The organism is Halobacterium wangiae (genome assembly GCF_021249345.1).
Classification (GTDB): domain Archaea; phylum Halobacteriota; class Halobacteria; order Halobacteriales; family Halobacteriaceae; genus Halobacterium; species Halobacterium wangiae.
This window is the reverse complement of record NZ_CP089588.1, coordinates 2,937,418-2,956,800: the sequence shown is the minus strand read 5'-3', so window position 1 is coordinate 2,956,800 and position 19,383 is coordinate 2,937,418. Positions and strand designations below refer to the sequence as shown.

The following is a 19,383-nucleotide window of genomic DNA, read 5'->3' as shown; positions in this document are numbered from 1 at the left end:
CGCCGCGCTACCCGCGGTACGCGTCGCGGTACTCTCGCTCGCGACGGATGAGCTCCTCGACGCCGTGTTCGAGGATGGCGTCGCCGAGCGACGTCGTGCGGTAGTACGCGAACAGGCCGTCGCCGTCGGCCGTCGTCTGCTTGCGTTTCTCCACGAGTCCAACGTCGACGAGCTTCTGGAGGTGGTAGTGGAGCGTGTTCGCTTCCAGTTCGAGCGTCTCCTGAAGTTCTTTGGGGCTGTGGTCGCCGAAGTGCGAGAGCGTGTAGACGACCCGGAACCGCGTCTCGTCCCCCAGAGCGGCCTGCATGTCGAGGTACTCCTGGAGGGAGAGCACGCTCGTCGCGGGGAGCAGCTCCTCGGGGTTCTGCGGGGCGTCCCGTCCGCCCGCCTCGTTAGTCGCCATCTCGGTTGGACGTACGGACCAGCTCGACTTAACAGTTCTCGAGTCGACAGTCGCTGAAAACACCCGTTTTTATGTTGGTTCCGGACGTGAATCGGACGATGGCCGACGACGACATCTCGCGCTCGCACATTCGCTCGGCGCTCGGGTCGGTCCCCTACGACGGCTTCCTCGTCTACCTGATGGGGCCGTACAAGTCGTTCAACCTGGAGTACGTCCTCGGCGATGCCGAACGCGATGACGTCGACGTCGCGGAGTTGCCGGGGCCACTTCGGCGCCTCTTCCGGAACAGCGACCGAATCGACGAGGCGCAGGCGACGCTGCGACGGGTGCAGGGACAGTTGCGCGCGGACCCCGGACTGAACGCGTTCCTCGCGGTGGACGTCGGCGTCGACACGGCCGACGTGGACGCCGCGACGCAGTCCGTCGCGTTCGCCAGGGAGAGCAACGTCTCCGTCTTCGTCGTCCCGCGACTCGGCCACAACTTCGGCGTGGGCGAGGAGGCCGGGATGGTGCTCGAACGACTTGCGGACACCCACCGCGAGCGGATGGTGTTCCTCCACGACGCGGACGTGACCAGCGAGATGATCCGGGCTGCGAACGCGCGCTGGGACCTCCGCGTCGATACGTACGAGAACGAGGCGGAACTGGTCAAGCGCGTCCGCGTGTTCAGCGCCGACGTGATGAACCGGGAGTTACACGGCGACCTCGACGGCCTCGACTAGCGTCCCCCGGCGACTACGCTACGGTCGCGACCAGCAGGAACGTTTCCGGCCGGACGGCCCTGTGTTCGACAGTGAACCCGCCGTCCCGCAAGGCCTCGACGGCCTCGTCCGCGGTGTATCGTTCGTCGACAGGCGGGCCGTCGTCGCCCGTGCCGGTCGCCGCCCAGTCGACGACGACGAACCGACCGCCGTCGTCGAGCACGCGGTGAATCTCGGCGACAGCGTCGTCGCTCGCGAACTCGTGGTACGTCATCGTCGAGAACGCGGCGTCGACGGTCTCGCTCTCTAGTGGGAGGTCGCTCACCTCCGTCGTGACGAGTTCGACGTTCTCCGGAACGCCCTTCTCGCGGTAGTAGTCGTGCATCGCCGACTGGACGTCGACGGCGTACACGTCGCCGGCGTGTGGCGCGACGTCGTCAGTGTAGAACCCGGTGCCGCTGCCGAGGTCGACGACGGTGTCCGTCGGGGAGAGGTCGAGCGCCCACAGCAGTTCCTCGGCGGAGAGGAACCGGTAGCGCTCCGCTGGTTGTTCCAGTTTGTCCGCTCGCGAGGCGTCGAAGGTGTGGTGTCCCATCGCTAGAGGTTCTCGAACGCCTCGTCGACTAGTGTTCCGGTTTCGGCGACGATGTCGGCCATCTCGTCGTCGTCGGGTGCCATCCCGAGCAGTCGCGCGATGCGCATGATGGAGACGTGGTAGACGCGCTGGACGCCGGGTTCCTCCTGCCAGACGACGACGTTACACGGGAACAGCGCGCCGATGCGATTCTCGGAGACGTCTAGCGCACGGTCCGCCATCTGGGGGTTGCACGCACCCAGCACGTAGTAGGGGTCCCGGTCCGCGTCGACCTTCTCGTTGAGTACCTCTGATGGGGAGAACTCTGCGAGGACACCGAAGCCCGCGTCCTCGAACACCTCACGGACGTGTTCGACGGCTTCCTCGTGGTCCATCTCGAGGGTGGTCTGTTCCTCGCCGATGTCGCCGGGGTCTACTGCCGCCGGATCGAAGGGTAGTGCCATCGTAGGCAGTATTGCACCTTCACCGACAAACTCTTTCGGGTACCGGACCGCAGCGACTGCACCGGACGCCTCCGCTATCGCCCGGGGAACTCGTGACGCCGCCGCACCAGGGCGGCGAACGTACGGGAACGACAACGTGCAGGTATCTGGAAGACATACGCGACGATGACCGCGTACCGGGTATCAGTGGGAGCCGTGGACGCGCCGACAATATTGGGTACTCCAGGAAATACTTTAGGCGCTGGCCGGGCAATTCTTCCGCGTGACAGACACATTCGTCGTCGCGCCGGGGGGAGCGCACCGCCACCGTCGCGACGACCCTGCACGCGGGCACGTCCGTGCGGGAACTCGAGTACGCGGACCCGGCAGACGCCCCGCCGTTCAGCCCCGCCCGGAACCCGGTGTCGACCGCGGAGAACGCGCTCGGCTGGAACCTCGACTGACGTGACCGCCAGCACGCCACCCGAGTACGTCGAGGCCCACCGCGGGGAACTGCTCGCCCTCACCGAGGACCTCGTGGCGATGGATACGGCGAACCCGCCCGGGAACACGGCGGAGATCGTCGAGTACGTCGGCGAGTACCTGGCGTCGCTCGGCGTCGACGCCGAGCGCTTCGAGGTCGACCCGGCGAAGCCGAACCTCCTCGCGACCGTGCCCGGAGCGCGCCCGGAGACGCTCCTGTTCAACGGCCACTTCGACACGGTCCCGTTCGACGAGGAGGCGTGGACGTACGACCCGCTCGGGGAGGTGGTGGACGACCGGCTCTACGGCCGGGGGACGACGGATATGAAGGGCGCGGTCGCCGCGATGCTGTTCGCGATCCGCGCGTTCGTCGAGACCGACACGAGGCCGCCAGTGACCCTGACGTTCGCGTTCGTGAGCGACGAGGAGGTGAGCGGGGACGCCGGCCTCCCCGCCCTCCTCGACGCGGACCGCCTCGTTGCCGACGGCTGCGTCATCGGGGAGCCGACCTGCGAATCCGGCCAGCACTCGGTGACCGTCGCGGACCGGGGGAGCATCTGGCTCACTCTGGAAGCCACGGGCGAGGCCGCCCACGGGTCCCGGCCGATGGTGGGCGTGAACGCCATCGACCGCCTCTACGACGCAGTGACGGTCGTACGGTCCCGCTTCGGCTCACGGACGCTAGAGGTCGACGAGACAATGCAGCCCATCGTCGAGGAGTCGATCGATTACTACGCGCCGAAGCTGGGCGCGGACACGGCCCGCGGGCTCTTCGAGCACCCGTCGATCAACCTCGGCACGCTGCACGGCGGCGAGGCCATCAACAGCGTCCCGCAGTCGGCCACCGCGGAACTCGACGTCAGAGTGGTCGCGGGCGTCCAGACCCCGGAGGTAGTGGCGGGGATCCGCGAGTGTGTCGCCGGCTGCGAGGGCGTCACGATAGCCGACGTCTCCTGGAGCGTCGGCACCGTCGAACCGGTCGACAGCCCGCTCGTGGAGGCAGTCTCCACCACCGCCGAGGACGTCGTCGGAGAGCGCGTCTACCGCCGGAGCGCGACGGGCGGTGGCGACGCTAAGAAGCTCCGGAACGCGGGCATCCCGACCGTCGAGTTCGCGCTGGGCTCCGACACCGTCCACGCCGTCGACGAGTACGTGGACGTCGACGCAATCGTGGACAACGCCGTCGTCTACGCGCGCCTCCCGACGGCGTGGCTCGCCGAGTTCCGGTAGTTCTCGTCCGCGCGGTACCGGTTACCTGCTCGCCGTGGCGGGAGTACTCGCGCGCGAGCAGCCCGAATCGGTGTGGTAGCCGTGCGTAGCTCTTTGGGCGTTCGGGCGCAACATCTAGCGGTGATTAGTAGCGAGACGCACGCCGTCAGTGCGCGCATCGCCGTCGACCCGTCGAGGGGACGCCCGTGACGCCCGAGGACCTCCGCGCCGCGGTTCCGGCGCTCCGGGAGGGCATCTACATGAACTTCGGGGCGCACGGTCCGAGCCCGGAGTTCGTCCTCGACGCGGCCACCGAGTTCACGCAGTCGTTCGAGTACGAGGTGCCCGTCCGGGGCGACCCCTACGAGACGGCGTTCGCCGAGTACGACCGCACGCGGGAGCGGGTCGCGTCCTTCGTCGGCGCCGACCCCGACGAGATAGCGCTCACGGAGAGTACGACGGCCGGCATGAACGTGGTCGCGAACGCCATCTCGTGGGAGCCGGGCGACGTCGTCGTGCGCACCGACGTCGAACACCCGGCGGGAATCCTCCCGTGGCAGCGACTCGAACGCGACGGCGTCGAGGTCCGCGTGGTGGAGACTGAGGACGGGCGGGTCGACGTCGACGCGTTCTCGGAGGCCGTGGAGGACGCGAAACTGGCGAGTTTCAGCGCACTGACGTGGACGCACGGCACGCGGCTCCCGGTCTCCGAACTTGTCGACGTCGCCCACGACGCCGACGCTCTCGCGCTGGTCGACGCCGTCCAGGTGCCCGGTCAGGCGCCGATGGACGTCGCCGAGTGGGGTGCAGACTTCACCGCCGCAGCGGGCCACAAGTGGCTGCTCGGCCTCTGGGGCGGTGGATTCCTCCACGTAGACCGCGAGGTCGCGGAGTCACTGTCACCGACCACCGTCGGCTACCGGAGCGTCGAGGTACCGACGGCGGCGGCGTTCGAGTACGCGGCTGGCGCACGCCGCTTCGAGGTGGGGTCCGCGAATCCAGCGCCCCATGTGGCGCTGCGGGCCGCCATCGACGCTATCGACGACGTCGGTGTCGAACGCATTGAGGACAGGATCGAGTGGCTCGCAGGGCGGCTCGCGGCAGGCGTGCCGGACGACCGTCTGCTGAGCCCCGCGTCGCCGGAGTCCGGGCTCGTGACGATGGACGTTGCGGAACCGGAGGCCACGGTCGAGCGGCTGTCGGCTGCGGGGGTGGTCGTCCGTCCGCTCCCATTCCCCGACGTCGTTCGGGCGTCCGTGCACGCGGTGAACACCGAGGAAGAGGTAGACCGCCTGCTCGAGGCGCTCGAACCCGAGTGGGAGTGAATCGGCTGCAGTGGCTCGCTGTCGGCCGCAGTCCGTCGAGAAGAGATCGGTTATTCGACGGTGACCGCGCCGTCCTCGCGAACCAGGACGTCGTGGCCGCGGTACTGGAACCGGAGTTCGAGGTCGGCCGCTGCGGTGCTCCGGGCGAAGAGCCGTTCGACCGCGTCGAGGTCGACGACGGTTCCGAGCGGCGGGTTCAGGTCGACCGGGTCGACGCCCTCCTTGTCGGCGACCGCAGCGACGATGCGGTCCGTGGTGTCGACCGTTCGTCGATTCAGGGCAGTTCCGAGCACTGTTAGACGAGTAGCTGGACGTCCGACTCCGCCATGTGCTGGATGGCGGTGGCCGCGCCGACGCCCGTGGTGACGCCGTCGTAGAAGTCGTCCTCGTCGTAGTCCATCAGCTCGATGGTCATCTGGCAGGCCTGGAGGTCGACGCCCTGGTCGAGGGAGAGGTCGATGAGCTCCTCGATGGTCGCGGTGCCGTTGTCGTCGATCTTCTTCTCCATCATCTTCGTCGCCATGCGGTCCATCCCGGGGAGCGCGGCGAGCGCGTTCGGCATCGGCATGTTGGGGTTGCCGACGGCCGACAGCTGGAGGTTCTGGGACTTCTCCTCGTGGAGGATGTCCAGACCCCAGAACGTGTGGAAGACCACGACGTCCCAGCCGAAGGCGGCTGCCGTGCTCGCGAGGATGAGCGGCGGGTAGGCCATGTCGAACGAGCCCTGGGTGGAGACGATGGTCATCTTCTGCTGGTCGTCGCCGACCTCGGACTCGAGGGTGGCTACCGTGTCCTCTAGCTCCTCGACGCGAGCCCGGAGCTCCGCCTCGGTGGTCGGTTCTCCGTCGGTCGCTTCGGTAGGTGTGTCCGTGCTCATGTTATGCCGTCTTCTGCACGTAGTGCTTGTAGAGGTCGCCGTCCTCGACCTGGTCGAGCAGTTCGACGCCGTCGGTTCCCTTGGCCCAGCCTTCGATGTCGCTCATGCTGCCGGAGTCCGTTGCGAGCACTTCGAGTACCTCGCCCTCTGCGAGGTCGTCAGCGGCGGACTTCGTCTTCACGACCGGCATGGGGCACGATGCTCCTTTCACGTCGAGCGTCTCCGCGATGTCGTATTCCTGGCTCATGTTGAGTCACTCCGTGTTCTGTATTGGAGTTGGTGCACAATACTAACTTCGAAGGTAAAAGAATGTCGGTTCTTGTGGGCACCGTGAACTACACTGGCCCGGCACTGTCTTGTTAATATCCCGTATGCGCTACGCACGAGCACAGTAACAGCCTGTATCGGCGAGCCACCCAGTCGACATCTGGCAAATTGTATTGCACAGTTGACGAACTACTATGCAAATCCTTATGTGGCTGAGCCCAGTAGATGGAGGTGTACGACATGAATCCTGAAGACTTCCCGACTCCCGACGCAGACGTCGAGACAGTCGAACCGGAGACGCTGAAGAGCCGCCTCGACGACGGCGAGAACGTCACGCTCCTCGACGCGCGCATGACCGCCGACTACGAGGAGTGGAAGATCGACGGCGAGAACGTCGAGTCGATCAACGTCCCGTACTTCGAGTTCCTCGAGGACGACGTCGACGAGGACGTCCTCGACCAGATCCCCGACGACCGCGAGGTCACGGTGCTCTGCGCGAAGGGCGGTGCCAGCGAGTTCGTCGCCGGCACGCTCGTGGAACACGGCTACGACGTCAACCACCTCGAGGACGGGATGAACGGCTGGGCGAGCATCTACGAGGCCGTCGAGGTCACCGACTACGACGGCCCCGGCACCCTGGTCCAGTACCAGCGCCCGTCCTCGGGCTGCCTGGGCTACCTCCTCTACGACGACGGCGAGGCCGCCATCGTCGACCCGCTGCGCGCGTTCACCGACCGCTACCTCGCCGACGCCGACGACCTCGGTGTCGACCTGAAGTACGCGATCGACACGCACGTCCACGCCGACCACATCTCGGGCGTCCGCAACCTCGACAGCGAGGGCGTCGAAGGCGTCATCCCCGATGCCGCCGTCGACCGCGGCGTCACCTACGCGGACGAGCTCACCACGGCCGAGGACGGCGACACCTTCGAGGTCGGCGACGCCACCATCGAGACGGTCTTCACGCCCGGCCACACGACGGGCATGACCTCCTACCTCATCGGTGACAGCCTGCTCGCGACCGGCGACGGGCTGTTCGTCGAGAGCGTCGCCCGCCCCGACCTCGAGGAAGGCGACGAGGGCGCACCGGACGCCGCACGCATGCTCTACGAGTCCCTCCAAGAGAGCGTCCTCGCGCTCCCCGACGACACGCTCGTCGGTGGCGCTCACTTCAGCGACGCCGCCGTCCCCGCGGACGACGGCACCTACACGGCACCCATCGGGGACCTCGTCGAGGACATGGCCGCACTCACGATGGACGAAGACGAGTTCGTCGACCTCGTCCTCTCGGACATGCCACCGCGGCCAGCGAACTACGAGGACATCATCGCGACGAACCTCGGCCAGAACGAGGTCGACGACGAGGAGGCGTTCACGCTCGAACTCGGCCCGAACAACTGCGCCGCGAGCCAGGAGTCGCTCGCGGGTGACTGAAGCCACTGATCGTGACTGACCCAGTTCCACTCCAGCTGGCCGCCGACCTGTTCCCCAACGGGATCAGTCGCTACGCCGTCGGTGGCCTACTCGTCGGCCTCGGAGCGGTCGTCGTCTACCTCGGGACCGGCATCGCCGCGGGCGCGAGCACGTTCCTGGAGTCGACGCTCTCGTACGTCTCCGGGCAGTCCCGCTTCCAGCGGTACGTCGGGTCACGCGACTGGCGAGTCGTGTTCACGCTCGGCATCGTCCTGGGTGGGGCCGTGTACGCGATCCTCTTTCAGGGCGGTGCGTGGACGACCGACGTCCAGCCGTGGCGGCTGCTCGTCGGCGGCGTCTTCGTCGGTGTCGGGACGCGCATCGGCAAGGGCTGCACGTCCGGTCACGGCGTCTGTGGCGTCGGCTCCGCGTCGAAGACGTCCATCGTGGGCGTCGTGACGTTCCTCGCCGTCGCCATCGTCACCGCACAGCTGGTGTCCGCACTCGGGGTGAGTCCCTGACATGGCGGACCGACACCCGCTGTTCATCCCGCTGATCCTCGTCGGCGGCCTCATCTTCGGGTTCGGCCTCGGCTACAGCCACATGGCCCGCCCCGAGGTCGTCCTGGACTTCCTCCAGTTCGAGGACTTCGGGCTCCTGTTCGTGATGTTCGGCGGCGCCGTCGTCAGCGGGCTCGGCTTCTTCGTCGGGCCGAAGCTGCTCGACCGCGCGCCCCTCACGGGCGACCGCTACGAGCGGCGTCTGAAACCCTTCGACAGGAACGTCCTCGTGGGCGGCGCCATCTTCGGCGTCGGCTGGGGGCTCTCTGGCATCTGTCCGGGCGCGGCGTACGCCAGCCTCGGCGTCGGCAACGTCACCATCCTCTGGGCGCTCGCCGGGATGTTCCTCGGCGCGTACGCACAGGGCCGGTGGCGGAGCCGAAGCACTGCCTCGCCCTCCGCGACGGCGGAGGCGGACTGACCACCACATCTTGGTCCCCACCCTCCGATGGACGTAGCCCTCCTCACACTGTTCGCTGTCGCCGCCCTCGCGAGCCTGTTCATGTCCTGGGTGATCGGTGCCGGGTCCAGCGGTGCGACCCCGTTCGCGCCGGCGGTTGGCGCCAACGCCATCCCGACGATGCGCGCGGCCTTCGTCGTGGGCATCTTCGGGTTCCTGGGCGCTGTCACCCAGGGTGCGAACGTCTCGGAGGCCGTCGGTAGCGGTCTCGTCGGCGGCGTCAGTCTGCCAGCCAGCGGCGTCATCGTCGCGCTGGTTATCGGCGCCGGACTGATGGCCGTCGGTATCCGGACGGGCTACCCGATAGCGACGGCGTTCACCGTCACCGGGGCGGTCATCGGCGTCGGCCTCGCACTCGGCGGCACGCCCGTCTGGCCGAAGTACCGCCAGATCGGTGCCGTCTGGGTGCTGACGCCGTTCGTCGGTGGCGGCATCGCGTACGTCATCGCCAGCCTCCTCCCCCGGCGCGACGTCCCCGAACGGTTCAGTATCGCGGCCCTCGCGGGGCTCGTCGGCGCGGTGCTCGCCAACGTCGAGTTCACGTCTCTCGGACCCGGCGGGTCCGCGGGCTCGCTGGTCGACCTCGGCCGGCGACTGCTGAGCGTCGAGGGAGCTGCCGCTGCGGTCGGACTCTCCCTGGTCGTCGCGGTCGCCGTCGGGCTGCTCGTTCACCTGGACGTCCGCCGGGACGAGACGGGTGCGCTCAGACGGATGCTGCTCGCGCTGGGGTCGCTCGTCGCGTTCTCCGCGGGCGCTAGCCAGGTAGGTCTCGCGGTCGGTCCGCTGCTCCCGCTGCTCGACGAGGTCGGCGTGGCCTCCACGTTCTCCGTCCTCGTGGGTGGGGGTGTCGGCATCCTCGTCGGCTCGTGGACGGGCGCCCCCCGGATGATCAAGTCGCTCGCACAAGACTACTCCTCGCTGGGGCCGCGGCGCTCGATCGCCGCGCTCGTCCCGTCGTTCCTTATCGCCCAGCTAGCCGTCCTGCTCGGCGTCCCGGTCTCGTTCAACGAGATCGTGGTCAGCGCCATCATCGGGAGCGGTGTGGCGGTGGGCGGCCGCGAGGCGATCAGCGCTCGCAAGCTCCTCATGACGGCCGGGGCGTGGGTGGCGTCGTTCGTGCTCGCGTTCTCGCTGGCCTACGGGTTCGGCGCCGTCTTCCAGCCGTAACCCGCCGGTCGCTCGTCGGTAGGACGGCGGCTCGGCGTGCGTTGGCTATAACATACAGTGAACCACGATTGATTGTATTGTACAATGCACCCAAAACTGTTAAGTGGTGCTGCCGGTTACTCGGACGTGAGCAGAATTCCATGAACTGCACAATATCGAACGAGGTGAGTACCGATGTTCGGGCTTGAGAACGCATCCGGTGTCGGCGGCGCAGCACTCGTCGTCGGCGTCGTTCTACTCGAAGCAATACTGCTGTACGTCAGCTACGGCGCGCTAGAGCGGCTCCTCGGACCGACTCTCGTCGACGCACTGAGGGGCGAATGACGCTGGAGATCCTGGGGGTAGCCGCACCCCTGCTCGCGATGTTCGCGGGCTTCGGGGTGCTCATCGGCCTCCTGTTCGGTTTCTTCGGGATGGGTGGGTCGTTCCTCGTCACCCCCGCGCTGATGGTGATGGGGTACAAGACGGACGTCGCAGTCGCCTCCGGTCTCGCGTTCGTCTTCGCGACCGCGGTCATCGCGACGCTGAAACACCGCGACCTCGGCCAGGTGGACTACAAACTCGGCGTGCTGATGATCGCCGGCACCACCGTGGGCATCGAGGTCGGGAAGATCGGCCTCCACGCGTTACAGGCGATGGGAGTCGCCGACACCGTCGTCAGCATCATCTACGTGGGGCTGCTCGGCGGTATCGGCGTCTTCATCACGTACAACGCGACGAAGGGCGACGGGGGCGGCGGCATCAGCCACGACGCCGACGCTGCCCACGCCGAGGTCGACGCCGACGACATCCCCGACATCGCGAAGACGATCCAGTCCTACCGGGTTCCGCCGATGATGGAGCTACGGGGCGGCGTGAAGGTGTCGCTGTGGATGATCCTGGTCGTCGCGTTCGCCACGGGGCTGCTCTCGGGCTTCCTCGGGGTCGGCGGCGGGTTCATCCGGATGCCCGCGTTGTTCTACCTCATCGGCGTTCCGGTCCCCATCGCCGTCGGGACCGACCTCTTCGAGATCGTCTTCTCGGGGGGTATCGGTAGCTTCCTGTACGCTATCGACGGTGCGGTGAACCTGTCAATCGTCGTCCCGCTGCTGGCCGGTAGCGCGCTCGGTGCCCGTATGGGCGCCGCGGCAACCAGCCTCGTCGAGGAGGACGACATCAAGGTCTACTTCGGCGTGATGTTGCTGCTGGGGGCCATCGCGGTCGCCGTCCGGAAAGTCGGTGACGTCATCGAGATGCCCGTCCTCGACTCGGTCTCGCTGGCCATCATCATCGGCGCGGCGACGCTGGTCGCCGGTGCGGTCGTCGTCAGTTCCGTCAGGGAGATGCGTGCGGAATCCCAGACGTCGACGTCCACCGCCGACTGACGCGGCCATCCGTCGGTCGCGTGCGTGTCATTGTACAGTTTGTACACAAGTCTTTTATCGCCACACCTGCTACGTCCACTCGATACCAATGCCAGACTCGATGGCCGAGCAACTACAGAGCGACATGGAGTGTGAGGGACTCCTCGAGTGTTTCCACGGCCTCAAGCAGCTAGACAAGGAGTGCTTCCAGGCGCTCGTGAACGTCGAGGAGCCACTGACGGTCGACGAGATAGCGGAAGCGGTCGACCGAGAGCGTTCGACGGCCTACCGGGCCATCCAGCGGTTGCTCCAGACGGGGTTCATCCAGAAGGAGCAGGTGAACTACGACCAGGGCGGCTACTACCACGTCTACTCCCCGACGGACCCGTCGAAGATCGCGAACGACATGCAGCGCCTGCTCAACGACTGGTACGCCAAGATGGGACAGCTCATCCAGGAGTTCGAGACCAAGTACGAGCAGGGCGAAGCCGCGACGCCGGCCGAGAGCTAGCGACTACACCAACGCTCCACACCCAGTTCGTCTCCTTCACACGTCCCTCTCCTCCACACGTCCCTCTCTCGTCTCACCACCCCACTTTCGCTCCGTCCGTGGCCGCTGCGGTCTGTCCGTATCCGGTACGCTTCTAGTGCCCACGCAGCAGGCTGTGTCCTCTGCCGACGGAGCAATCGCCCCGCCCAGAAACAGTATTGTGCGGTATTCCCAAAACCTTAAATCGGTGCGGCCCCTACCAGGTAGTGATGACAACTGATTCCACCACCGAATCGAGTACGGCGACGCCCACCGAACCCGTCGCGGTCGACGGAGAGGCGGAACTCGACGAGCTCGTCGGGGACGGCGTCGTCCTCGCGGACTTCTACGCCGACTGGTGTGGTCCCTGTCAGATGATCGCGCCGGTCGTCGAGACCCTCGCCGCCGAGACGGACGCGACCGTCGCCAAGGTCGACGTCGACGCGAACCAGGAACTCGCCGCCGCGTACGGCGTCCGGGGCGTCCCCACGCTCGTCCTGTTCGCCAACGGCGAGCAGGTCGAGGAACTCGTCGGTCTCCAGGACGAAGCACGACTGCGCTCGCTGATCGAGGGGTACACCGAGTAGATGAGCGGGGACACTCGCGACATCGTCGTCGCAGGCTCGGGCGTCGCGGGACTCTCCGCGGCCGTCTACGCCGCCCGCGCGGACCTCGACCCGCTCGTCCTCGAGGGGGACGAGCCGGGCGGTCAGCTGACGCTCACGACGGACGTGGAGAACTACCTCGGCTTCCCCGAGGGCGTCGGCGGCATGGAACTGATCCAGCGCGGTAAGGAGCAGGCCGAGACGTTCGGCGCAGAGTTCGAACGCGGCCTCATCGAGACGGCAGACGTCGAGGGCCACCCTATCGAGCTCGAGCTCTCGAACGGCGAGACCCTGCGTACCCGCGCGCTCGTCGTCGCGACCGGCGCGAGCGCGAGGTGGGTCGGTGCCGACGGCGAGGACGAACTGATGGGGTACGGCCTCTCGACGTGTGCGACCTGCGACGGCGCGTTCCACCGCGGCGACGACGTCCTCGTCATCGGCGGCGGCGACAGCGCGATGGAGGAGGCGCTCTTCCTCGCGAAGTTCGCCGACTCCGTGACCGTCGTCCACCGCCGCGAGGAACTCCGGGCCTCCGAGATCATGGCCGAACGCGCCCGCGAGCACGACGCCATCGAGTTCCGCTGGAACACGGAACTCCAGGCGATCCACGGCTCCCGTGAGGACGGCGTCACCGGCGCCACGCTCGTCTCTCACCCCGACGGCTACCCCAGCGAGCGAGCCGACGAGGGCGAGGACCTGCACTCCGAGACCGTCGACGTCGGCGGCGTGTTCTACGGCATCGGCCACACGCCGAACACGACGTTCCTGGAGGGAACCGACGTCGAACTCGACGAAGACGGCTACGTCCTGACGGAGACCGACGAAGACGGTCGACCGACGACCGAGACCGGCGTGGACGGCGTCTTCGTCGCTGGCGACGTGGCCGACCCGCGATACCAGCAGGCCGTCACGGCCGCCGGAACCGGAAGCCGTGCTGCACTCGACGCCGAGGCGTTCGTCGAGGCCGTCGAGCGCTCCGAACGGAACCCCGTCGAAGCGACCCCGTAACGACAGCCACCTCTCGCCACGTTTTTCGTCCCGAGAACCGAACCAGACTAACAGATGGCTGCTTCCAGGACTCGACTTCTGAAGGGCATCGGTGTCGGCGCCGCCGTGTTCCTGCTCCTCGGTACCGTCACCGGTCTCGTCCCGAACCCACTCTACGTTCGGATGGTACCACGGCGGCCAGCGGACTACCTCTTCCTGACAGCCACGGCCGCGTTCGCCGTGGCGTTCGTCGTCCAGCGAGGGTCGACCGGGGACGCGACCAGCGACCGGTTCGCGACCGGCGGTGGCGTCGTCGGGCTGCTCGCGTTCGGCTGTCCGGTCTGCAACGTCCTCCTCGTGTCACTGTTCGGCTCGTCGGCACTCATGACGTACTTCGAGCCACTCCGGCCCGTGCTCGGTGTGGTGGCCGTCGCGCTGTTCGGCGCGGTCCTCTACTACCAGCGCCAGCGGACCTGCGCGACGTGCTGACCGTGCCGGCTGTCGAGCCCAAAGAACCATAGAAGCCACCACCGTACGGCGACGTACAGTGACTACATCGGAGGAAGACGCCGACGCGGACTCGGGCGACAGATGGACGTTGCTCGGCGTCGGCGGCGCGCTGAGTCTCTGCTGTCTGTTCGCTGCTCCGGCCGCGACGGGCGTCGCCGGGGGGACCGCTGCCGGCGGGGCGACGGCCGCACTCGGCGGCGGACTGATTCGAGTCCTCGTGGCAGCACTGACCGTCGGCGTCATCGGCGTTGTCCTCCGCCTCCGGTCCGGCTCCGGGTCCTGCGAGAAGAACTGTTCGTCCTGAGCGTCAGCGCCGACGCGGCGAGTCGCGGGTCCGGCCAGTGCGCCCGGACGAACTGCGCGACGCCTTCAGCGCGAACGGCGACAGCAGACCACCGACCAGCGCCCCGGCGAACGCGAGCACGCCGATGTCGGTGGTGGAGAGGACTCCGCCTCCGCTCCCGCCGCCACCGCCGCCACCGCCGCTGCCGACGACGACGGCGCCCTTCATTCCCATCTGTTCGTGGGGCATGCAGTAGTACTTCGAGACGCCCTCCTCCTCGAACGTCTGCGTGAACGTGAATCCATCCTCGTCGGTGAGTTCACTCTCGTAGCTGCCGTCGTCGGCGACCACGTTGTGGCTGCCACCGACCCACTCCCAGGTCACGGTGGTTCCAGGGTCGACGCGAACTGCCGCCGGACCGAAGCCGAACTGGCCGCCGTTGGCCTCGGCACCGACCTCGACGGTGACCTCGCTGGAGCCAGTCTCGTCGACCACGCCGTCGAAGTTGCCGACGTTGTCGAACCAGCCGTCGAAGTCCACGGAGGCCGGTTCGCTCTCGCCGTCGCCCTGGGTGTCACTACTGCCCGAGGCGCTCCCGACGTCGACGTCACCGACGACGATGGCGCCCTTCATGCCCATCTGTTCGTGGGGCATGCAGTAGTACTTCGAGACACCCTTTTCGTCGAACGTCTGCGTGAACGTGAACCCGTTCTCGTCGGTCATCTCGCTCTCGTAGCTGCCGTCGTCGGCGACCACGTTGTGGGTGCCGCCGACCCACTCCCAGGTCACCGTCGTCCCGGGGTCGACCCGCACCGCTGCGGGGCCGAAGCCTAATTGACCACCGTTGGCCTCGGCACCGACCTCCACGGTGACCTCGCTGGAGCCGGTCTCGTCGACCACGCCGTCGTAGTTGTCGACGTTGTCGAACCAGGCCTCGAAGTCGTCTTCCTGGGCGCTGGCAGTCCCGGGGAGTGCGTTCCCCCCGACCGCGACCGCGCCAGCCGCTGCAGTCGCTCGGAGTACGGTTCGTCTGTCGACCATCGTCGTGTCGTTCGGAGACATGTGTGTGGGTGTTGGGGTGTGATCAGGCCTCGTAGCCGGCGTACTCCATCAGCTGGCGGAAGATGTCGGTGTCCATCGCCTCCTTGTAGACGATGCCCGTCAGCATCCCGCCGGGGTAGTAGCTCCCGTTCATCACGTGGTTGACCTTGTGACAGTGCATCAGGTAGATGCCGGGCTCGGAGTCCGCCTCGAACTCGATGGTGTGGCGCTCGGCGGGCGCGATGTTCGTGATGTCCATGTCGTGGCGGGCGGCCTCCGGGATGACGCCGCCGTCCTTCTCCACGCGCTGGAACCGGTGGTTGTGGAGGTGCAGCGGGTGGTTCATGTAGCCGCCGTTCACGTAGTGGATGCGCACGGTGTCGCCCTGCTCGACGATGATCGGGGAGCCGTCCTCGGGGTGGAGCGTCCGCGGCGCCGCCTTCCCGTTGATGGTGAAGATGTCCGGGCTGCGCGTGCGGGGGCTGTACTCCACGTTCTCGCCCGCCATCTTCCGGTTGAGCCGGGAGTCCCAGTCCTTCACCGTCATGAAGTACTCCTTGTCCGCGGGCTCGTACCCCTCGGGGTCGACGCGGAAGATGCCGTACATCCCCATGTCGATGTGCCGGTGGGTCTGGTAGTGACAGTGGTAGACGTGCGTCCCCGGCACGTTGGCGGGGATGGTGTACGTGTGCTTCTCGCCGGCGTCCACCCGGATACCGGTCGTCGTCGGCACGCCGTCGTCCATCCAGGCCTTCTGCGCGCCGTGGAAGTGCAGCGTGTGCGGACGCATCCCGTCCGTGTTGTCGAGGGTGACCTCGATGTCCTCGCCCTCCACCGTCCGGATGATGGGACCGGGAACGCTCGGCTCGCCGTCGTCTGCCTGGAACGCCCAGACGCGCGGGAGTTCCACCGGGCCGCCCATCGTGTCGAGGGGGTGGGCCTCGTGGACGGCGGGCATGCTCTTCAGCGTGACTTGGTTACCCTGTTCGTGGACGTCGACGATCTCCGGCGGACTCGTCGTCGGGAGGTCCTGGTCCCGGTTCTGTGCGCTCGTGGTCGTCGAACTGGTCTGGTTCCGGTTCGACTGGACCGGTGCGGTACAGCCAGCCAGTGCGGCCGTGCCCAGGCCGCCCGTCGCTGCGACGAATTCGCGCCGCGAAATTCCGGTGCCGGGTGCGCCAATACGGTCTCTCATAGACATCTCGACGTTGGCACTCCCCTGGTAAAGCCCGGGTCGGTGATTCCCGCCCCCCGGAAACTGTTCCCACCACCCGGGAACGGTGGCCGAACATGTTCGGTAGATTCGGGGGTCGCCAGCTGGTGCTTCCGGGCCGGGACCAGCACGGAGAGCGAACTACGGGCTACAGGGACCCAACAGCGGGTGCAGAACAGCGGCGTCAGCGCAGCGTCTCGGGGAGCGGGCCGTCGTAGCTGTCCGGGACGTGTGGACAGAGCGGGTCGCTCCCCATCGGGTCACCGGTAGCCGCGTACGCACGCGACCGACTCCCGCCGCAGACGTGGCGGAACGAACACGCCCCGCACTTCCCGCGCAGGTCGTCCTTCCGGCGGAGCTGCTGGAACAGGTCGCTGTTCCGGTAGATGTCGACCACTGATTCGTTCCCAACGTTGCCCGCGCTCCTTGGGAGGAACCCGGAGGGGTAGACGTCGCCCGTGTGGCTGACGAAGGCGAACCCGTCGCCCGCCGTGATGCCGCCGCGGCGACGACTCCCTCCTGCTCCGCCGCTGGACGCGGCCTGCTGGGCGCGCACGCGGCGGTAGTGTGGAGCCTCGGTGGTCTTCACGCCGAACTCCTCCGTGTTCGCGACGTCGTCGAGCCACTCCATCACCGACTCCGTGCGCTCGGGAGCGATCGGGTCGAGGACGCGGCCGCGGCCGACGGGGACGAGGAAGAAGACGCTCCATAGCACCGCGCCGAGCTCCCGCACGAGGTCACGGACGGCCGGCAGGTCCGCGACGGTCTGGGCACAGACCGTCGTGTTGACCTGCAGCGGTACGTCCGCCTCGCGGGCCGCTCGGGCGGCGCGGACGGTCTGCACGAAGCTACCGTCTTCCCCACGGAACGAGTCGTGTGCCTCTGAGCCCGCGCCGTCGATGCTCACCGCGAGCCGCCGCACACCAGCGTCGGCGAGCGCGTGCACGGCCTCCGTCGAGAGAGACCGCGTGCCACTCGGTGTGACAGTCATACGGAGGCCGACGTCCGTGCCGTACTCCACCAGCTCGACGGTGTCGTCCCGGGCGAGCGGGTCGCCGCCGGAGAGCACGACGAGCTGGTTCTCGCCGAACCGGCGCGCGTCGTCGAGCAGGTCCTTCGCCTCCGCGGTGGAGAGTTCGTCCGGGTGGCGGTCGGGGGTCGCGTCCGCCCGACAGTGCTCGCAGGCGAGTTCGCAGGCCTGCGTCACCTCCCAGATCAGCACGAACGGTCGTTCACTCGTGTTCACTGGCGTCATCTGTGGTCGTGAGGCGGCTGCCTGGCAGGCGAGTTGGTGGATCACACACCGGCGCCGCCTCGTTTGGAGCGTGACGTTCCTGGGTCTTTGGTGCGCGTGCCCGTTCCCAGTCTCCGGGAACGTCCGGGGCGTCCTTCCCGGGGTCCTGCGTAGCCGAGCGCATGGACGACGACGACCGAACGCGAGTGCTCGAGACCCCACGGAGCGCGACGGGCCGCGAGTGGGAGGTGTTCGTCCGGGCCGACGCGCGTGGCCCGCTGAAACACGTCGGGAGCGTCACCGCGGCGGACGCAGACGACGCCCACGAGCGCGCCGCGACGCTGTTCGACTGGACGGCGACGGACGTCTGGCTCTGTCCCGCCGAGGAGACGCGGCGGTACACCACCCACCGGCTCGCGGGAGGTGAGTCGCAGTGATCTCGGTCAGCAAACTGCTCTGCGGGCTGGACGCCGAGAGCGACGGTCTGCGGTACGACGCCGCCGACGAGTCCAGCGAGGAGCAGATCACCGAGGACCTCCAGCGCCGGCCTGTCGTCGTCTGGAACCTCACGAAGCAGTGCAACCTCTACTGCTCGCACTGCTACGCGGCCGCCGACACGGAGACCGCACCGGGTGAGCTCTCCACCGCCGAGGGGAAGGCGCTGCTCGACGACCTTGCCGACTTCGGCGTCCCGGTGGTGCTGTTCTCGGGTGGTGAACCGCTCGTCCGCGACGACGTCGAGGAACTCGTCGCCTACGCCGCCGACCGGGGCATCCGGCCGGTGCTGTCGACCAACGGGACGCTGCTCACCGAGGAGCGCGCCGCCAGCCTCCGGGACGCCGGCCTGCAGTACGCGGGCGTCTCCGTAGACGGCCTCCCCGAGCGCAACGACGCCTTCCGGGGCCAGGAGGGTGCCTTCGACCGGGCCGTCCGCGGCATCGAGAACAGCCTCGACGCCGGCCTGAAGACCGGCCTGCGCTACACCATCACGGAGGCGAACGCCCCGGACCTGCCGGACGTCGTCGACCTGCTCCACGACGTGGGCGTCGACCGCTTCTGCTTCTACCACCTCGACTACGGCGGCCGTGGCGCGGAGATCGCGGACGTCGACCTCTCGCCTGCGGACACCCGGGAGGCCGTCCGCACCGTCTGTGACCTCACCCGCGAGTACCACGCCCAGGGCGAGGAGATCGAGACGCTGCTCGTGGGGAACTACGCCGACGCAGGCTTCCTCGTGGAGTACGCCGAGTCGGAACTCGGAAGCGAGCGGGCCCGGGACATCCACCGCTACCTGGAGGCCAACGGCGGCGACCCGACGGGCGAGCGCATCGCGGACGTCGACTACCAAGGCAACGTTCACCTGACGCAGTTCTGGCAGGGGTACAGCCTCGGGAACGTCCGCGACCGCTCGTTCGGCGACATCTGGACCGACGAGACGAACCCACTGCTAGCGGGCCTCCGGGAGCGCGAGCACCGCCTCGGTAGGCGCTGCCAGAACTGCCAGTACCAGCCCGTCTGCCGCGGCGGGTCGCGGCTTCGCGCGCTGAGCGCGGGCGGCCCGTTTGCCCCCGACCCGAAGTGCTACCTGACGGAGGACGAGCGTCGACCGGGGCACAGTCGCGGCGACGCGACCGCAGACTGACGTCGGTCACGCTCTCCTCGTCGGCCACTACTCTCGCGCCGTCAGTCGTCTCGCCGTCGTTCGAGCGACCAGCGACGTCGCCACCAACATGTTGGGGGAACACTGAACGGGGCA

The 19,383-nt window shown here is 67.7% G+C and carries 25 protein-coding genes; 16 read left to right on the top strand and 9 right to left on the bottom strand.

Annotation, left to right across the window (positions count from 1 at the left end; all coding sequences use genetic code 11):
- Positions 1–7 precede the first annotated feature (7 nt).
- A complete protein-coding gene (locus LT965_RS15650) occupies positions 8–403 on the bottom strand; it encodes a helix-turn-helix domain-containing protein (RefSeq protein ID WP_232701792.1) in 396 nt (131 codons plus the stop codon).
- A 98-nt stretch (positions 404–501) separates the two neighbouring features.
- Here LT965_RS15650 and LT965_RS15645 point away from each other — a divergent pair, with 98 nt between their 5' ends.
- A complete protein-coding gene (locus tag LT965_RS15645) occupies positions 502–1,125 on the top strand; it encodes a DUF7509 family protein (RefSeq protein WP_232701791.1) in 624 nt (207 codons plus the stop codon).
- 13 nt (positions 1,126–1,138) lie between these two features.
- On the opposite strand, the gene LT965_RS15640 is transcribed toward LT965_RS15645, so the two are convergent.
- Both LT965_RS15640 and LT965_RS15635 read right to left on the bottom strand, forming a co-directional pair.
- A complete protein-coding gene (locus tag LT965_RS15640; protein ID WP_232701790.1) occupies positions 1,139–1,699 on the bottom strand; it encodes a class I SAM-dependent methyltransferase in 561 nt (186 codons plus the stop codon).
- 2 nt (positions 1,700–1,701) lie between these two features.
- Entirely contained in the window at positions 1,702–2,142 is a 441-nt protein-coding gene (locus LT965_RS15635; RefSeq protein ID WP_232701789.1) for a DUF302 domain-containing protein, read from the bottom strand.
- A gap of 444 nt (positions 2,143–2,586) precedes the next feature.
- Here LT965_RS15635 and LT965_RS15630 point away from each other — a divergent pair, with 444 nt between their 5' ends.
- Positions 2,587–3,834 (top strand): M20 family metallopeptidase, encoded by a 1,248-nt coding sequence (locus LT965_RS15630; protein WP_232701788.1) that lies wholly within the window; start codon positions 2,587–2,589, stop codon positions 3,832–3,834.
- Between the two features lie 185 nt (positions 3,835–4,019).
- Positions 4,020–5,138, top strand: a complete 1,119-nt coding sequence (locus LT965_RS15625) for an aminotransferase class V-fold PLP-dependent enzyme (RefSeq protein WP_232701787.1) — start codon at positions 4,020–4,022, stop codon at positions 5,136–5,138.
- 50 nt (positions 5,139–5,188) lie between these two features.
- Here LT965_RS15625 and LT965_RS15620 read toward each other — a convergent pair whose 3' ends face one another.
- The 3 genes from LT965_RS15620 to LT965_RS15610 are packed head-to-tail and all read right to left on the bottom strand — an operon-like array spanning position 5,189 to position 6,262.
- Entirely contained in the window at positions 5,189–5,431 is a 243-nt protein-coding gene (locus tag LT965_RS15620) for a HalOD1 output domain-containing protein (RefSeq protein WP_232701786.1), read from the bottom strand.
- Between the two features lie 2 nt (positions 5,432–5,433).
- The gene (locus tag LT965_RS15615) at positions 5,434–6,015 is read right to left on the bottom strand and encodes a DsrE/DsrF/DrsH-like family protein (RefSeq protein WP_232701785.1); all 582 of its coding nucleotides are present in this window, start codon (positions 6,013–6,015) and stop codon (positions 5,434–5,436) included.
- 1 nt (position 6,016) lies between these two features.
- A complete protein-coding gene (locus LT965_RS15610) occupies positions 6,017–6,262 on the bottom strand; it encodes a sulfurtransferase TusA family protein (RefSeq protein WP_232701784.1) in 246 nt (81 codons plus the stop codon).
- Positions 6,263–6,522: 260 nt separating this feature from the next.
- Between LT965_RS15610 and LT965_RS15605 the strand changes: the two genes are divergently transcribed.
- From LT965_RS15605 to LT965_RS15555, 11 genes are all read left to right on the top strand, one after another.
- Positions 6,523–7,716: an MBL fold metallo-hydrolase gene (locus LT965_RS15605; RefSeq protein ID WP_232701783.1), complete on the top strand. Its 1,194-nt coding sequence runs from the start codon at positions 6,523–6,525 to the stop codon at positions 7,714–7,716.
- An 8-nt stretch (positions 7,717–7,724) separates the two neighbouring features.
- Complete coding sequence (locus LT965_RS15600; protein WP_232703597.1) at positions 7,725–8,216, top strand: YeeE/YedE family protein; 492 nt, start codon at positions 7,725–7,727, stop codon at positions 8,214–8,216.
- Position 8,217: 1 nt separating this feature from the next.
- Complete coding sequence (locus LT965_RS15595) at positions 8,218–8,676, top strand: YeeE/YedE family protein (RefSeq protein ID WP_232701782.1); 459 nt, start codon at positions 8,218–8,220, stop codon at positions 8,674–8,676.
- Between the two features lie 27 nt (positions 8,677–8,703).
- Complete coding sequence (locus LT965_RS15590) at positions 8,704–9,882, top strand: inorganic phosphate transporter (protein ID WP_232701781.1); 1,179 nt, start codon at positions 8,704–8,706, stop codon at positions 9,880–9,882.
- A gap of 174 nt (positions 9,883–10,056) precedes the next feature.
- Positions 10,057–10,206 (top strand): DUF7512 family protein, encoded by a 150-nt coding sequence (locus tag LT965_RS15585; RefSeq protein WP_232701780.1) that lies wholly within the window; start codon positions 10,057–10,059, stop codon positions 10,204–10,206.
- Positions 10,203–11,246 (top strand): sulfite exporter TauE/SafE family protein, encoded by a 1,044-nt coding sequence (locus LT965_RS15580; RefSeq protein ID WP_349292035.1) that lies wholly within the window; start codon positions 10,203–10,205, stop codon positions 11,244–11,246. The genes LT965_RS15585 and LT965_RS15580 overlap by 4 nt, the downstream gene beginning before the upstream one ends.
- A gap of 88 nt (positions 11,247–11,334) precedes the next feature.
- The gene (locus LT965_RS15575; RefSeq protein ID WP_232701779.1) at positions 11,335–11,736 is read left to right on the top strand and encodes a helix-turn-helix domain-containing protein; all 402 of its coding nucleotides are present in this window, start codon (positions 11,335–11,337) and stop codon (positions 11,734–11,736) included.
- Positions 11,737–11,984: 248 nt separating this feature from the next.
- On the top strand, positions 11,985–12,341 hold the full coding sequence (gene trxA, locus LT965_RS15570; protein ID WP_232701778.1) for a thioredoxin: 357 nt from the start codon (positions 11,985–11,987) through the stop codon (positions 12,339–12,341).
- Positions 12,342–13,367: an NAD(P)/FAD-dependent oxidoreductase gene (locus LT965_RS15565; RefSeq protein WP_232701777.1), complete on the top strand. Its 1,026-nt coding sequence runs from the start codon at positions 12,342–12,344 to the stop codon at positions 13,365–13,367. It abuts the gene before it with no gap.
- A 54-nt stretch (positions 13,368–13,421) separates the two neighbouring features.
- Positions 13,422–13,835 (top strand): hypothetical protein, encoded by a 414-nt coding sequence (locus LT965_RS15560; RefSeq protein ID WP_232701776.1) that lies wholly within the window; start codon positions 13,422–13,424, stop codon positions 13,833–13,835.
- A gap of 58 nt (positions 13,836–13,893) precedes the next feature.
- The gene (locus LT965_RS15555; protein ID WP_232701775.1) at positions 13,894–14,160 is read left to right on the top strand and encodes a hypothetical protein; all 267 of its coding nucleotides are present in this window, start codon (positions 13,894–13,896) and stop codon (positions 14,158–14,160) included.
- A gap of 3 nt (positions 14,161–14,163) precedes the next feature.
- Here the strand turns inward: LT965_RS15555 and LT965_RS15550 are convergent, their stop codons facing one another.
- From LT965_RS15550 to LT965_RS15540, 3 genes are all read right to left on the bottom strand, one after another.
- The gene (locus tag LT965_RS15550; protein ID WP_432419300.1) at positions 14,164–15,201 is read right to left on the bottom strand and encodes a halocyanin domain-containing protein; all 1,038 of its coding nucleotides are present in this window, start codon (positions 15,199–15,201) and stop codon (positions 14,164–14,166) included.
- Positions 15,202–15,223: 22 nt separating this feature from the next.
- Positions 15,224–16,375, bottom strand: a complete 1,152-nt coding sequence (locus LT965_RS15545; RefSeq protein ID WP_232701773.1) for a multicopper oxidase domain-containing protein — start codon at positions 16,373–16,375, stop codon at positions 15,224–15,226.
- A gap of 202 nt (positions 16,376–16,577) precedes the next feature.
- The gene (locus tag LT965_RS15540) at positions 16,578–17,648 is read right to left on the bottom strand and encodes a radical SAM protein (RefSeq protein ID WP_232701772.1); all 1,071 of its coding nucleotides are present in this window, start codon (positions 17,646–17,648) and stop codon (positions 16,578–16,580) included.
- 161 nt (positions 17,649–17,809) lie between these two features.
- On the opposite strand from LT965_RS15540, the gene LT965_RS15535 reads away from it, so the two are divergent.
- Both LT965_RS15535 and LT965_RS15530 read left to right on the top strand, forming a co-directional pair.
- Positions 17,810–18,064, top strand: coding sequence for an Htur_1727 family rSAM-partnered candidate RiPP (locus tag LT965_RS15535; RefSeq protein WP_232701771.1), 255 nt, complete (start codon positions 17,810–17,812; stop codon positions 18,062–18,064).
- Positions 18,061–19,269 (top strand): TIGR04347 family pseudo-SAM/SPASM protein, encoded by a 1,209-nt coding sequence (locus tag LT965_RS15530; protein WP_232701770.1) that lies wholly within the window; start codon positions 18,061–18,063, stop codon positions 19,267–19,269. The genes LT965_RS15535 and LT965_RS15530 overlap by 4 nt, the downstream gene beginning before the upstream one ends.
- Positions 19,270–19,383: the final 114 nt, after the last annotated feature.

What these genes read in the sequence shown, in the direction of transcription:
- LT965_RS15650 (WP_232701792.1), bottom strand. Translation starts at nt 403, where the DNA reads ATGGCGACTAACGAGGCGGGCGGACGGGACGCCCCGCAGAACCCCGAG.
- LT965_RS15645 (WP_232701791.1), top strand. Translation starts at nt 502, where the DNA reads ATGGCCGACGACGACATCTCGCGCTCGCACATTCGCTCGGCGCTCGGG.
- LT965_RS15640 (WP_232701790.1), bottom strand. Translation starts at nt 1,699, where the DNA reads ATGGGACACCACACCTTCGACGCCTCGCGAGCGGACAAACTGGAACAA.
- LT965_RS15635 (WP_232701789.1), bottom strand. Translation starts at nt 2,142, where the DNA reads ATGGCACTACCCTTCGATCCGGCGGCAGTAGACCCCGGCGACATCGGC.
- LT965_RS15615 (WP_232701785.1), bottom strand. Translation starts at nt 6,015, where the DNA reads ATGAGCACGGACACACCTACCGAAGCGACCGACGGAGAACCGACCACC.
- LT965_RS15610 (WP_232701784.1), bottom strand. Translation starts at nt 6,262, where the DNA reads ATGAGCCAGGAATACGACATCGCGGAGACGCTCGACGTGAAAGGAGCA.
- LT965_RS15605 (WP_232701783.1), top strand. Translation starts at nt 6,523, where the DNA reads ATGAATCCTGAAGACTTCCCGACTCCCGACGCAGACGTCGAGACAGTC.
- LT965_RS15595 (WP_232701782.1), top strand. Translation starts at nt 8,218, where the DNA reads ATGGCGGACCGACACCCGCTGTTCATCCCGCTGATCCTCGTCGGCGGC.
- LT965_RS15590 (WP_232701781.1), top strand. Translation starts at nt 8,704, where the DNA reads ATGGACGTAGCCCTCCTCACACTGTTCGCTGTCGCCGCCCTCGCGAGC.
- LT965_RS15585 (WP_232701780.1), top strand. Translation starts at nt 10,057, where the DNA reads ATGTTCGGGCTTGAGAACGCATCCGGTGTCGGCGGCGCAGCACTCGTC.
- LT965_RS15580 (WP_349292035.1), top strand. Translation starts at nt 10,203, where the DNA reads ATGACGCTGGAGATCCTGGGGGTAGCCGCACCCCTGCTCGCGATGTTC.
- LT965_RS15575 (WP_232701779.1), top strand. Translation starts at nt 11,335, where the DNA reads ATGCCAGACTCGATGGCCGAGCAACTACAGAGCGACATGGAGTGTGAG.
- trxA (WP_232701778.1), top strand. Translation starts at nt 11,985, where the DNA reads ATGACAACTGATTCCACCACCGAATCGAGTACGGCGACGCCCACCGAA.
- LT965_RS15565 (WP_232701777.1), top strand. Translation starts at nt 12,342, where the DNA reads ATGAGCGGGGACACTCGCGACATCGTCGTCGCAGGCTCGGGCGTCGCG.
- LT965_RS15560 (WP_232701776.1), top strand. Translation starts at nt 13,422, where the DNA reads ATGGCTGCTTCCAGGACTCGACTTCTGAAGGGCATCGGTGTCGGCGCC.
- LT965_RS15550 (WP_432419300.1), bottom strand. Translation starts at nt 15,201, where the DNA reads ATGTCTCCGAACGACACGACGATGGTCGACAGACGAACCGTACTCCGA.
- LT965_RS15545 (WP_232701773.1), bottom strand. Translation starts at nt 16,375, where the DNA reads ATGAGAGACCGTATTGGCGCACCCGGCACCGGAATTTCGCGGCGCGAA.
- LT965_RS15540 (WP_232701772.1), bottom strand. Translation starts at nt 17,648, where the DNA reads ATGACGCCAGTGAACACGAGTGAACGACCGTTCGTGCTGATCTGGGAG.
- LT965_RS15535 (WP_232701771.1), top strand. Translation starts at nt 17,810, where the DNA reads ATGGACGACGACGACCGAACGCGAGTGCTCGAGACCCCACGGAGCGCG.